This is a genomic window from Pseudomonas pergaminensis (assembly GCF_024112395.2).
Lineage (GTDB): Bacteria > Pseudomonadota > Gammaproteobacteria > Pseudomonadales > Pseudomonadaceae > Aquipseudomonas > Aquipseudomonas pergaminensis.
In genome coordinates this window covers 4383047-4395324 of sequence record NZ_CP078013.2, presented here as the reverse complement: position 1 = coordinate 4395324, position 12278 = coordinate 4383047, and the positions used below count along the sequence as shown (strand labels likewise).

Genomic DNA, 12278 nt, shown 5'->3' with positions numbered 1-12278 from the left:
CGATGGCGGTGTATCAGTACCAGATGGATTGGCTGACACTCCGCTATCGCAGGCAAGCCAGCTCCCACACGGGATCTTCATCGCCTATGGAACAGTGATCATGACCACCACTTTCAACTTCACCCACCAGCGCATCCTCGTCACCGGCGCCAGCAGCGGCATCGGCCGTGAAATCGCCCAACAGCTTATCGCCAGCGGCGCCGACGTCTTCGCCCTCGGCCGTGACGCGCAGGCCCTGGCTCAACTCGGCTGCCACACCCTGTGCCTGGATATCGCCGACAGTGCCGCCCTCGACAACGCCTTGAAGGACCTGCCGCCGCTGCATGGCCTGGTCAATTGCGCCGGCATCTCGCGGCTGGAGCCCGCCGCCGCTATCAGCGCCGACGCCTTCGACCAGGTGATGCACGTCAACGCCCGCGCCGCCGCCCAGGTCGGCAGCCGGGTAGCGGCGAAAATGATCGAAGCACACATCGCCGGCAGTATCGTCAATGTCTCCAGCCAGGCCTCACTGATCGCCCTGGACGATCACCTCGGCTACTGCGCCTCCAAGGCCGCGCTGGATGCGATCACCCGCGTGCAGTGCGCCGAGTGGGGCCGCTTCGGCATTCGCGTTAACAGCGTCAACCCAACGATCACGCTCACGCCGATGGCGGCCATGGCCTGGTCCGAGCCGGCCAAGCGCGACCCGGCGCTGGCGGCCATTCCACTGGGGCGTTTTGCTGAAACCCTCGAAGTGGCGTTGCCGGTGCTGTTCCTGCTGAGCAGCGCCGCCAGCATGATCAGCGGCGTCAGCCTGCCCATCGATGGCGGCTACACCAGCCGCTAGCCGTTTTCCAACTGGCCGGCGATCACCACCTTGTCCCGTGGTTTGTGCGGGTCTTCGAGGCGGTCGAGCAGCAGGCGTACCGCGCTGCTGCCGGCCAGGGATGCATCGTGGGCCACACAGGCGATAGGCACGCCGAAGATATCGGCGAAGGGCAGGCGGTCGATGCCGCAGATGGTCAGGCTGTCGTGGGGAATGTTGTGCATGCGCAACGCACGCAGGGCGCCCAGGGTGATCAACTGGTTGAAGCCCATGATCGCGTCTGGCGCCGAGTGTTCGGCCAGGTAGTCGAGGGTGTGCAGGTAGGACGGCATCAACGTGTAGTCGCCGGCCTGTACTTCGACCTGCACCTGCGGGTGTTCGGCCAACACTTCGCGCAGGCCCTTGAGGCGTTCGACGGTGATGCGCGAGTGCTCGGGGCCGGTCAGTACCAGCAGGCGCTTGAGGTCGGGCGTCTGGCGCAGCAGGTAGTGCGCGGCCTGGATACCGCTGTGGTAGTTGTCTAGCACCACGCGGCTGAACGGGCTGTCGTGGATCGTGCGATCGAGCAGCACCACCGGCGTTTTGCCGTTGCCCAGGCGTTCGAGGTAATCGGGCTGATAGCTCGGCTCATCCGAGACCGGCGACAGGATGATCCCGGCCACGCGGTAGCCCAACAGGGTATCCACGGCTTTGCTTTCCAGCTCTTCGAGCTCATCGGTATCCACCAGCATGATGGTGTAGCCGTGCTGTTTGGCCTCTCGGGAAATCGCCTTGATCATTTCGCTGTAGAACGGGTTGTCGACGGACGCGGTGATCACGCCGATGATCAGGCTTTCACTGCGTTTGAGCCCACGCGCGAAGGCATTGGGCACATAGTCCATTTCCCGCGCCACTTCGAGGATGCGCGCCAGGGTGGCCGGCTTGACCAGGTCGGGTTTGCTCAGTGCGCGGGACACCGTGATGGTGGTCATGCCGACCCGTTTGGCGATGTCGCTGATGGTGACGGACTTTTTCTTGTTCATCGGTAAGGCTGCGAAAGGAAACACCCGCAGGCTAGCATGCGCGACGGATATTGTTGCTTCAAATCAGCGGGTCCCAGCGCTGCGACCAGTCACTTTCGGCCTTGACCACCTCACGCAGCAACACCAGCGCCTGTTGCAACACCGCCGAATCCCGCGCCCGTGAATACACCACAAACGTGGGGAAGTTGAACTCCGGCGCCTTGGGCACGCGCTGCATCACGCCGCTGTCGAGGTAGCTTTGCACCACGCGGGTACGGAAATAGCCGGCGCCGCCGTTCTCCAGGATGTACTGCAGCGCCAACGGGCCAAGATTGAAACTCAACGCGGCGCGGGCCTTGTCGGGCAGGGCGGCGTCATGCTGCTGGCGAAAGCCCGGCCCCCAGTCGATATACACGTAGGGGGCCGGGTTGCTCACCAGTTGCACCAGGATCAGTTTTTCTTCCAGCACCTGCTCCACTTGCAAGCCGGGCCAGTACTGCGGCTGGAACACCAAGGCAGCGTCGAGCACGCCCAGTTCCAGCTGGCGCAACAGGTAGTCGCCTTCGCGCACTTCGGTACGCAGTGCATGGCCGGGGATGTGTTGGCGCAGGGCCTGGGCCCAGCCGAGCATCAACGGGTTGCACAGGCTGACCTCGCCGCCGATGTGCAGCACGTTGCGGTAGCCATCGGGCAGCGGCAGGTCGCGTTTTGCGGCTTCCCAGGTTTGCAGCAGTTGGTTGGCGTATACCACGAAGGCCTCGCCGTCGGCGGTCAGCCGGGCGCCGGCGCGGTTACGGATGAACAGTGTGCTGCCTAGCTGGCTTTCGAGGCTTTTGACCCGCGCGGTGATGGCGGTCTGGGTGACGTGCAGTTTCTCGGCGGCTGCGGCCAGGCTGCCGCAGCGGGTGATTTCGAGGAAGGTGCGTGCCAGTTCGATGTCCATGAAGCCCCCCGGGGATGAATGGGGGACAGTGTAATGGAATGTGGTTGAAACTGTGGGAGGAGGATTGGCTGCGATGGCGGTGGTGATGTGGACATATCCGTTATTTAGGTAACGGCTGCTATGGGTTCCGCCCTTACGGCGGGTCACTTTGGAAAAGAGCCGGAATGCCGGCCCAGCCCAAAGTAACCAAAGGGCTCTTGCCCCAACACTCGGCACCTCGCCTAGGCTCGGTGTGCCCGTAATCCGACAGGTATTTGGGGGGCCGCCTAAGATCAAAAGCAAGATCAGAAGCGACTCGCTTCGCATCGTGGATACGCGGTCTCGTAGGAGCCGGCAAGCCGGCTCCTACAGGGAGTGCCTTTCAGGTTGGGGTTTGTGGGGCTTGGAGGTGCTGGGTCGGGAAGGCCTTCGCGTAGGCGTGGCACACCCGCAACACCTGGTCGTCGGCAAACCGCGCGCCGACTACATGCAAGCCCACCGGCAAGCCATTCGCCGCCAACCCACAAGGCACCGATGCCGCCGGCTGTTGGGTCAGGTTGAAGGGGTAGGTGAAGGGCGTCCACTGTGTCCATTCCTGTAAGCCGGAGCCGGGGGGGACGTCGTGCCCGGCGTCGAATGCGGTGATGGGCATCATCGGCGATACCAGTACATCGTAGTGCTCATGGAACGCCGCCATCCGCGCCACCAGGGCGGCGCGGGCTTCGAGGGCTGCGTTGAAGTCATCCAGGCTCAACCGCTCGCCGCGCTGGGCGATGCGCAGCAGGCCAGGGTCCAGCTGTTGTTTTTGTGCCTCGCTCATCGGCCCGGTCAGGCGTGCCGCGCCGGCTGCCCATAAGGTGCTGAACACCTCCAGGGGGTCACTGAAACCCGGGTCGATCTGCTCGACCTGCGCGCCCAGTTGCACCAGGCCTTGCACTGCCTGGGCGACCACCTTGGCCACCTGCGGGTCGACATCCACGTAACCGAAGTTGGGGCTGTAGGCCACGCGCAAGCCTTTCAAATCCGCTGCGCCCAACAGCCACGGTGTGGTGCGTGGCGCGCCGATCAAGCCATCGCGCGCGTCCGGCTGGGCGATGGTTTGCAGCATCAACACGCTGTCTTCCACCGTGCGGGTCATCGGCCCCAGGTGCGAGAGGATGGTCATGGAGCTGGCCGGCCATTGCGGCACATAACCGAAGGTCGGCTTGATCCCGAAGGTGCCGGTGAATGCACAGGGAATCCGGATCGAACCGCCCGCATCGCTGCCCTGGTGCAACACGCCGAGGTTCAACGCCGCCGCTGCCCCTGCGCCGCCGGACGAGCCGCCCGCCGTGGTGCGGGTGTCCCAGGGGTTGCGGGTGATGCCGTACAGCGGGTTGTCGGTGACGCCTTTCCAGCCGAATTCCGGGGTGGTGGTCTTGCCCAGCAGCACCGCGCCGGCCTTGCGCATAAAGGCTGTGAACGGGGCGTCGACGTCCCACGGGCCTTCGGCCGATGTGGTGCGCGAGCCCTTGCGGGTTGGCATGCCGACGGTCAGCGTCAGGTCTTTGATCGACGCCGGCACACCGTCCAGCGCGCCGCAGGGTTGGCCGTTAAGCCAGCGTTGTTCCGCAGCGCGCGCGGCGTTCAGCGCGCCTTCCGGGTCCACGTGGCAGTAGGCGTTCACCACCGGGTTGTAGCGTTCGATCCGCAGCAAGGCGTCTTCGGTGACCTCCACCGGCGACAAGGTCTTGTCGCGAAAATGCTGCAGCAGTTGCACTGCCGTCAGTTGGCCGATCTCACTCATGCGATTTCCCCCTGGGCTGCATTAACCATGGCCCGCAGTAATACCGCGCAGCCCGCCGCCAGGTCGTCCGGCGCGGCGTTTTCGATTTCGTTATGGCTGATGCCGCCTTCGCACGGCACGAAAATCATCCCGGCCGGGCCCAGCTCCGCGACAAAAATCGCGTCGTGCCCGGCGCCGCTGACGATGTCCATATGGCTCAAGCCCAAGGCCTCGGCACCTTCACGCACGGCGTTGACGCAGGCCGGGGCGAAGTCCAGCGGCGGGAAGTCGGCGGTGGGGGTCAGTTCGAACGTCAACCCGTGCCTGGCGGCCGTGGCTTCGATCACGCCGCGCACTTCATCGACCATGGCTTGCAGCGTGTCCGCGTGCAGGTGGCGCAGGTCGAGGGTCATGTGCACCTGGCCGGGAATCACGTTGCGCGAACCGGGGTGCAGGCTCAGGCAACCGACCGTACCGCAGGCGTGGGGCTGCTGTTGATGGGCGATGCGGTTGACTGCGCTGACCACCTCGGCGGCGCCGACCAGGGCGTCCTTGCGCAGGTGCATCGGCGTCGGGCCGGCGTGGGCCTCGACGCCGGTGAAGGTCAGGTCGAACCACTTCTGGCCCAGGCAACCCATGACCACGCCAATGGTGGTGGCCTGGTCTTCCAGTACCGGGCCTTGTTCGATATGCGCTTCGAAGTAGGCACCGACCGGGTGGCCGAGCACGGCGCGGGATCCGGCGTATCCGATGCGCTGCAATTCGGCGCCGACTGACAGGCCCTGGTCATCGAGCTTATCGAGGGTGTCCTGCAAATCGAACTTACCGGCAAACACCCCGGAACCCATCATGCACGGCGGAAAACGCGAGCCTTCTTCGTTGGTCCACACCACCACTTCGATCGGCGCTTGGGTTTCAATCTTCAAATCATTCAGGGTGCGGATGACTTCCAGTCCCGCCATTACCCCGTAGCACCCGTCGAACTTGCCGCCGGTGGGTTGGGTGTCGATATGGCTGCCGGTCATCACCGGGGGCAGGGCCGGATTGCGCCCGGCACGGCGCGCAAAGATGTTGCCGATGGCGTCAACGCTGACGCTGCACCCGGCGGCCTCGCACCATTGCACAAACAGGTCGCGGGCCTGGCGGTCGAGGTCGGTGAGGGCCAGGCGGCACACGCCGCCTTTTACCGTGGCGCCCAGTTGGGCCAGGTCCATCAGCGATTGCCACAGGCGCTCGCGGTTGATTAGCGGGGCGTTGCTCTTGAGCGGTTGCGCAAAACTATTCATCTGCAATCTCCGGTCAGGCACTCAGGGCCAAATAACGGTTTTTGATCGTAGGGTCGGCGCGGAAAGCTTCGGCGCGGCCTTCGTATACGACACGGCCCTGTTCAAGTACGTAATGGCGGTCGGCGAGCTTGTCGCAGACCATCAGGTTTTGTTCCACCAGTAGCACCGGCAGGCCGTCGTCCTTGACCTTGCGCAGGATCTTCACCAGCTCGTCGACGATGACCGGGGCCAGGCCTTCGGTGGGTTCATCGAGGATCAGCAGTTTGGGGTCGTTGAGCAGCGCGCGGGCGATGGCGAGCATCTGTTGCTCGCCGCCGGACAGCGCGTGGCCAGCGTTTTTGCGCCGTTCCTTGAGGCGCGGGAACATGCCGTACACGTCTTCGAGCTGCCAGCGGCTGGTCTTGCGCGCAGCGATGCGCAGGTTTTCCTCGACCGTGAGCAGGCGGAAAATCCCACGGTTCTCCGGCACCAACGCCAAGCCCTGGCGGGCGATTTCAAAGATCTTCTGGCCCACCAGCGCCTGGCCGTTGAAGTGGATCTGGCCCTGGCGCGGGCAAATGATGCCGAGGATGCTGCGCAGGGTGGTGGTCTTGCCGGCGCCATTACGGCCCAGCAGCGTCACCAGCTCACCGGGGTTGACGGTCAGCGACACGCCTTCCAGCACGTGGCTCTTGTCGTAGTAGGAGTGGATATTCTCGACGATCAGCATCAGGCAGCCTCCCCAAGGTATGCAGTGCGCACACGTTCATCGGCGCGCACGAATTCCGGCGTGCCTTCCACCAGGATCTGGCCGTGGCTCATCACTGTGATGCGTTGGCTGATGGACATGACAATGCTCATGTTGTGTTCGATCAGCAGCACCGTGTGGTCGCGGCCGAGGTCGCTGATCAGCTGGGTCATGATCGGGATATCGTCGATGCCCATGCCCGAGGTGGGCTCATCCAGCATCAACAGTTTCGGTTTGGAGCAGATCGACATGCCCACCTCCAGCACCCGCTGCTGGCCGTGGGACAACTCACCGGCCAGGGTGTCGGCGCGGGCCGTGAGTTGCAGGCGTTCCAGCACCTGGTCGGCCATCTCCAGGTGTTCGCGCTTGCTGTCCACGCGGCGCCAGAAATTCAGTGCGCGTGCACCGTCGCGGCCCTGGGCGGCGAGGCGCAGGTTTTCGCGCACGCTGAGGTTCTGGAACAGGCTGGTGAGCTGGAACGAGCGCGCCATGCCCAGGCCCACACGGCCGTGGGCCGGCTTGCGCATCAGGTTCCTGCCGTCGAAATGAATCGCCCCGGCCGTGGCCTGGCGCTCGCCGGTGAGGCAGTGGAACAGGCTGGTCTTGCCGGCGCCGTTGGGGCCGATGATGGTGTGGATGGTGCCGGCCTCGACCTTGAGGTTCACGCCATTCACCGCGTGGAACGCGCCATAGGCGAGTTCCAGGTCTTTGGTTTCCAGCAGGATGCTCATAGCCCTTCCTCCTTGGCGACGACGACGCTCTTGCGGCTGCCGCGCACCTTCTCGAACAGCGACGCCAGGCCGCCCCACAAGCCGCCGCGCATGAAGATCACCACCAGGATCAGGATCACCCCCAGCAGCATTAGCCAGCGTGGCCACAGGTCGGAGAGGAAATCTCCGAGCAGCACGATGGAGCCGGCGCCCAGCAACGAGCCGAACAACGAGCCGGTGCCGCCGACGATGGTCATGATCAGGATGTTCTCGGACATCGCCAGGTCGATATTCGACAACGGCACAAAGTGCAGCAGCATCGCGTACAGCGCCCCGGCAATCCCGGTCACCGCGCCGGACAGCACAAACACCAGAATCTTGAAGTGGCGTGTGTCATAGCCGATGGCCGAGGCACGGGTTTCGTTTTCGCGGATCGCCATCAGCGTGCTGCCGAAGGGCGAGGCAATCACCCGGCGTGCGCCGATGAAGATCAGCAGGAACAGCACCGCGACAAAACCGTAGAAGGCACGGGCATCGGCCAGCGACAACAACACGGTGTCCCCCAGGCGAATCTCCGGGCGCGGCACGCTGAGCAGGCCGTTGTCGCCGCCGGTCCAGTCACTGAGGGTGTAGGCGACGAAGTAGGCCATCTGACTGAAGGCCAGGGTCAGCATCACAAAGTAGATGCCGGTGCGGCGGATCGCCAGGGCGCCCACCAGCAAGGCCAGGAACCCACCGGCGATGGCGGCGCCGAGCAATGCGGTGAACAGCCCCAGTTGCAGGTGGATCATCAGCAGCGCCGCGCAATACGCGCCGGCGCCGAAGAAGATGCCTTGGCCGAATGATAATAATCCGGTGTAGCCCAGCAACAGGTTGCAGGCCAGGGCGGCCATGGCAAAGATCAGGATCTCGGTGGCCAGGGTCGCCGAAGGCAATATCAACGGCAGGCCGATCAGCACCGCCAGCACCCACAGCAACATGGCCTTGGACTGGGTCTTGGCAAACGGCAGGGGATTTTTCTCGCTCATGTCAGGCTCTCCCGAACAGGCCGTAGGGACGGACCAGAATCACCACGGCCATGGCGCCATAGATCATCAGGCTCGCACCCTGGGGCCAGAGTGTGGTCATCAGGCTTTGCACCACGCCCACCAGCAAACCGCCGACCAGCGCACCGCTGAACGAGCCCATGCCGCCGATCACCACCACCACGAAGGCGACGCCGAGAATCTCCGGGCCAACGAAGGGCTGGGCGCCGCGCAATGGAGCGAACAGCACGCCCGCAACGCCGGCCAGGGCTACGCCGAGGGCGAAGGTCATGGAGAACAGGCGGAAAATGTTCGTGCCCAGCAGCGACACGGTTTCGGTGCTTTCACTGCCGGCCCGCACCAGGGCGCCGAAGCGCGTGCGTTCCAGCAGTAGCCACAGGCCCAGGCCGACCAACCCGGAGAATACGATGAGGAACAGGCGGTAGTAGGGGTAGACGAAGTCACCCACCACCAGCACGCCGCGCAGCAGTTCCGGCACGGCGACGCTCTTGCCCACCGGGCCCCAGATCATCACGCTGGCTTCCTGGATGATCAGCGCGATGCCCAGGGTCACCAGGATCTGGAACATGTGCGGCAAGTGGTAGATCCGCTGGATCAGCAATCGCTCGATGGCCCAGGCCAACGCGGCCACCACCAACGGCGCGATCAGCAGCGCCAGCCAGAAGTTGCCGGTGAGGCTCACGGCGGTGTAGCAGATGTAGGCGCCCAGCAGGAAGAACGCACCGTGGGCGAAATTGACGAAGTTGAGCAGGCCGAAAATGATTGTCAGCCCGACCGCGATCAGGAAGTAGATCATCCCCAACCCAAGGCCGTTGAGGATCTGGAACAGGTAAAGATTTAGCATGCAGGAACCCTCGGCAGGACGCCGCTCGCGCGGCCCTGCGCTACAAAATTCAGGGGATCAGCCGAGCGTGCAGCCCGTGGCTTCCACTGGCGGGAACGACTGGCCGGCACTGAGCACCTTGGCCAGGTCATCCTTGTCGGCCATGTCGGCCGTGGCCTTGCCGATCAGCAGGTAGTAATCCTTGATCACCTGGTGGTCGCCGGCGCGGATCGATTCCTTGCCGGTGGGGCCTTCGAAGCTCAGGCCCTGCATGGCCTTGGCCACGGTCGGCCCGTCAAAGCTGCCGGTGGCGATGATGGTGTCGAGCATGACCTTGGTGCTGATGTAGTCGGCGGCCAGCGGGTAGGTGGGGTTGATGCCGTATTTGGCCTGGGTGAGCTTGACCAGTTCACGGTTGAGCGGGGTGTCGACCTGGTGCCAGTACTGCGCGCCGAGGTACACGCCCTCCAGCACATCGCTGCCCAGCTCCTGGAACTGGTCGAGGCCGGCGGACCACACCAGCAGCACCTTCATGCGTTCCTTGATGCCGAAGTTGACCGCCTGGCGCAGGGTGTTGGACGACTGGCTGCCAAAGTTGAGCAGCACCAGCACATCGGGCTTGGCGGCGATGGCGTTGGTCAGGTAGCCGGAGAACTCCTGTTCCTGCAACGAGTGGTAGCTGTTGCCGATGTGTTCTAGGCCGTTTTCCTTGAGCACATTCTTCGCGCCTTCGAGCAGCGCTTCGCCGAACACGTATTGCGGGGTGATGGTGTACCAACGCTTGGCGTCCGGCAGCAGCTTGATCAGCGGCACCAGGGTCTCGCGGATGGCACCATAGGTGGGCACCGACCAGCGGAAGGTCGCAGGGTTACAGTCCTTGCCGGTAACTTCATCGGCGCCTACCGGGGTCATGAATACGCCACCGACCTTGTCCACTTCCTTGGCCACCGCCAGTGCCGACGATGACAAGGTGCAGCCCTGGAAGAACCGCGCGCCGTCCTGCTGGATGGCTTCCTGCACCTTGCGCACGGCCTTGCCGGCGTTGCCTTCGGTGTCGATGACCTTGTAGTTCAGCGGGCGGCCGAGCAGTTCGGGGTGTTGCTCCACGGCCAGGCGTGAACCCATGTCGGCAAATTTGCCATAGCTGGCAAACGCGCCAGACATGGACTTGAGGCCGTAAAAGGTAAAGGGCTCGGCGGCGAATGCCGAACGCACGCTCAGCGGAAGGCTGAGGGCGGCGGCGGCGGTGAGACTGGCTTTCAACAACGTACGACGCTGCATGGGGTGACTCCCTGGTTTAGTTATTGGCAGGAGTGGCAATGGCGATACGGTGGAGCAAGGGCCTGTGGGCAGGCCTGTTATTGGTTGGGGCAAACGCTCTAACGGTTGGACCTGGATCGAGTGTGGGAGCTGGATTGCCTGCGATGCAGGCGCCTCGGTGTTTCTGTCAAACCGAGTCGATGCATTCGCAGGCAAGCCAGCTCCCACATTGATCGGGTTTCCACAGTAGGTACCGTGGTGTGTCAGTGGGTGTGATCGAACTCCAGTAGAAAATGCGGGCTGACCTGGCCTTCAAGGGCGGTCATGTGGTGTTCGGCATCGCACATGTGCTCATGCATCAAGCTGCGCACCGCGCTTTCATCCCCGGCGCGAAAGGCAGCCAGCAACTGCTTGTGATAATCCAGGTTGGCCGCGTCGAATTGCTTGCGCTTGGGCTTGTAGGCTTTTTTCAGCACCACCAGGTCGCGCAGCAGGTCGTTGAGAAATTGCGCCATGAAACTCAGCAGCGGGTTGGGGCAGGCCTTGGCCAGCAGGTTATGGAACTCCAGTTCCGCCAGGCGTTGCTCGCGTTGGCCGGCCTCGCTGTCTTCCGGGGCGCTGCAGAAGTCCACGTTGTCTTGCAGGGCCTGGTAGTCGTCTTCGCTGAGGCGCCCCAACACCGACACGGCCAACTCCACTTCGATGACTTTGCGCAATTGGTACACCTGCTCGCCGTCCAGGTGCTGGAAGTGCAGGTAGTTGCGCAAGGCGCGGCTGGCCGGCTCGGTGCCCGCCTGGTTCAGGTACGCGCCGCCGCTGGGGCCGGTGCGCGTGCTTACCAGGCCTTCCACTTCCAGGGCCTTGAGCGCCTCACGGGCCGAGCCCTTGGAGCACTGGAAACTCTCCATCAGCTCACGTTCGGTGGGCAGGCGGTCGCCGGGCTTCAGGGCGTCGGTGACGATGGAGCGCTTGACCGACTCGACAATCACATCGGACAGCTTCTGGCGTTTGCGTCTCAGCGGGCGGCTTAGCATGGGTTCGATTTATCGTATTAATGCGGATAAATAGCACTTAATAACGATCGCGGTGCAGCGTCAACGGCGGGTGTCGTTTTCGATGGCAACAGGTCGCAAACGGGTTGCTACTCCGCGTTTGCGGAATCAAGGCAACGCGTGGATCGCGGCGGTTGCTTGCCGTAGACCAGGAAGTCGCCCACCCAGCGGTTGATACACGCGCTGGCGTCCTGTTTGACCGGCTCTTTGAGGCGCAACTGTTCGACCAGGGGAGCGGCCGTCCCGGGCTGTTGCCCGTTGACCAGCACCATGCGCGCCACCCGTTCGGGAAACTGCGCGGCGTAATGGTTACCCAGGCGGGCGGCAGTGGCGTGGCCCAGGTAGAACATTTGGGCATCGCCGAGTTGGCTACGGACGAACTCCAGGTCTTGAACCGCCTGTTCGATGGCGGTCTCGTTGCTGAGGTCGCGGGTGCTCAGTTCGATGACATCGTAGCGGTTGACCAGTGTGCGATAGGCCGGGTTGGCGTGGGCGCCCCAGAGGCTGGTCAGGCTGATGGCAAAGGTGCCGCCCTGGTGCTTGCGTGCGGTGTCGCCGGCCTGGGCAAACACCACGCCTAGCCGGTTCAATGGGTCTCTGGCACCGACGCGGGTCAAGTAAAGGCGCAGGTTGCCTTGCCGGGGCGCGGCATGGTTGCGCGGTACGGACACAGTGCCGCATTGGGTGCGTTCCAGCACCTCGGGGTCCAGGCGGTCAGCGGTGGGGAAAGGGCAGTCCAGCAGCCAGTCGATGGCGGTGGGGGGAATCAGCGGCTGGGCAGCGGCAGTGCCTGCGGTCAGCCAGAGGCAGGCGCACAGCAGGTGTCTTGCAACAGTCATCGAGAGGTCCTGGGCGGCCGTGTGGTGGCGGCTTTTTTACCA

At 63.9% G+C, this 12278-nt stretch carries 12 protein-coding genes; 1 reads left to right on the top strand and 11 read right to left on the bottom strand.

The features are described from left to right. Positions 1 to 100 precede the first annotated feature (100 nt). Entirely contained in the window at positions 101 to 826 is a 726-nt protein-coding gene (locus KUA23_RS19795; RefSeq protein WP_252992699.1) for an SDR family oxidoreductase, read from the top strand. On the opposite strand, the gene KUA23_RS19790 is transcribed toward KUA23_RS19795, so the two are convergent. The 11 genes from KUA23_RS19790 to KUA23_RS19740 form a co-directional block, all read right to left on the bottom strand. After that, on the bottom strand, positions 823 to 1827 hold the full coding sequence (locus KUA23_RS19790; protein ID WP_078049329.1) for a LacI family DNA-binding transcriptional regulator: 1005 nt from the start codon (positions 1825 to 1827) through the stop codon (positions 823 to 825). The genes KUA23_RS19795 and KUA23_RS19790 overlap by 4 nt on opposite strands. Before the next feature lie 58 nt (positions 1828 to 1885). Continuing rightward, positions 1886 to 2749, bottom strand: coding sequence for a LysR family transcriptional regulator (locus tag KUA23_RS19785; protein WP_078049328.1), 864 nt, complete (start codon positions 2747 to 2749; stop codon positions 1886 to 1888). 361 nt (positions 2750 to 3110) lie between these two features. Continuing rightward, positions 3111 to 4514, bottom strand: coding sequence for an amidase (locus tag KUA23_RS19780; protein ID WP_252992698.1), 1404 nt, complete (start codon positions 4512 to 4514; stop codon positions 3111 to 3113). Then, a complete protein-coding gene (locus tag KUA23_RS19775; protein WP_252992697.1) occupies positions 4511 to 5779 on the bottom strand; it encodes a Zn-dependent hydrolase in 1269 nt (422 codons plus the stop codon). The genes KUA23_RS19780 and KUA23_RS19775 overlap by 4 nt, the downstream gene beginning before the upstream one ends. 13 nt (positions 5780 to 5792) lie before the next feature. Further along, the gene (locus KUA23_RS19770) at positions 5793 to 6488 is read right to left on the bottom strand and encodes an ABC transporter ATP-binding protein (RefSeq protein ID WP_252992696.1); all 696 of its coding nucleotides are present in this window, start codon (positions 6486 to 6488) and stop codon (positions 5793 to 5795) included. Continuing rightward, a complete protein-coding gene (locus KUA23_RS19765; protein WP_078049325.1) occupies positions 6488 to 7237 on the bottom strand; it encodes an ABC transporter ATP-binding protein in 750 nt (249 codons plus the stop codon). Before KUA23_RS19765 ends, KUA23_RS19770 begins: the two co-directional genes overlap by 1 nt. Next, a complete protein-coding gene (locus KUA23_RS19760) occupies positions 7234 to 8244 on the bottom strand; it encodes a branched-chain amino acid ABC transporter permease (RefSeq protein ID WP_078049324.1) in 1011 nt (336 codons plus the stop codon). The genes KUA23_RS19765 and KUA23_RS19760 overlap by 4 nt, the downstream gene beginning before the upstream one ends. Before the next feature lies 1 nt (position 8245). Beyond that, positions 8246 to 9106, bottom strand: a complete 861-nt coding sequence (locus tag KUA23_RS19755; protein WP_016974865.1) for a branched-chain amino acid ABC transporter permease — start codon at positions 9104 to 9106, stop codon at positions 8246 to 8248. Positions 9107 to 9163: 57 nt separating this feature from the next. Continuing rightward, positions 9164 to 10366, bottom strand: a complete 1203-nt coding sequence (locus KUA23_RS19750) for an ABC transporter substrate-binding protein (RefSeq protein WP_078049323.1) — start codon at positions 10364 to 10366, stop codon at positions 9164 to 9166. A gap of 242 nt (positions 10367 to 10608) precedes the next feature. Next, positions 10609 to 11379: a FadR/GntR family transcriptional regulator gene (locus KUA23_RS19745; protein ID WP_078049322.1), complete on the bottom strand. Its 771-nt coding sequence runs from the start codon at positions 11377 to 11379 to the stop codon at positions 10609 to 10611. Between the two features lie 107 nt (positions 11380 to 11486). After that, the gene (locus KUA23_RS19740) at positions 11487 to 12236 is read right to left on the bottom strand and encodes an alpha/beta fold hydrolase (protein ID WP_252992695.1); all 750 of its coding nucleotides are present in this window, start codon (positions 12234 to 12236) and stop codon (positions 11487 to 11489) included. Positions 12237 to 12278: the final 42 nt, after the last annotated feature.

Coding starts and splice junctions, on each gene's coding strand:
- KUA23_RS19740 (WP_252992695.1), bottom strand. CDS start 12,236: ATGACTGTTGCAAGACACCTGCTGTGCGCCTGCCTCTGGCTGACCGCA.
- KUA23_RS19790 (WP_078049329.1), bottom strand. CDS start 1,827: ATGAACAAGAAAAAGTCCGTCACCATCAGCGACATCGCCAAACGGGTC.
- KUA23_RS19760 (WP_078049324.1), bottom strand. CDS start 8,244: ATGAGCGAGAAAAATCCCCTGCCGTTTGCCAAGACCCAGTCCAAGGCC.
- KUA23_RS19745 (WP_078049322.1), bottom strand. CDS start 11,379: ATGCTAAGCCGCCCGCTGAGACGCAAACGCCAGAAGCTGTCCGATGTG.
- KUA23_RS19795 (WP_252992699.1), top strand. CDS start 101: ATGACCACCACTTTCAACTTCACCCACCAGCGCATCCTCGTCACCGGC.
- KUA23_RS19780 (WP_252992698.1), bottom strand. CDS start 4,514: ATGAGTGAGATCGGCCAACTGACGGCAGTGCAACTGCTGCAGCATTTT.
- KUA23_RS19775 (WP_252992697.1), bottom strand. CDS start 5,779: ATGAATAGTTTTGCGCAACCGCTCAAGAGCAACGCCCCGCTAATCAAC.
- KUA23_RS19755 (WP_016974865.1), bottom strand. CDS start 9,106: ATGCTAAATCTTTACCTGTTCCAGATCCTCAACGGCCTTGGGTTGGGG.
- KUA23_RS19785 (WP_078049328.1), bottom strand. CDS start 2,749: ATGGACATCGAACTGGCACGCACCTTCCTCGAAATCACCCGCTGCGGC.
- KUA23_RS19765 (WP_078049325.1), bottom strand. CDS start 7,237: ATGAGCATCCTGCTGGAAACCAAAGACCTGGAACTCGCCTATGGCGCG.
- KUA23_RS19770 (WP_252992696.1), bottom strand. CDS start 6,488: ATGCTGATCGTCGAGAATATCCACTCCTACTACGACAAGAGCCACGTG.
- KUA23_RS19750 (WP_078049323.1), bottom strand. CDS start 10,366: ATGCAGCGTCGTACGTTGTTGAAAGCCAGTCTCACCGCCGCCGCCGCC.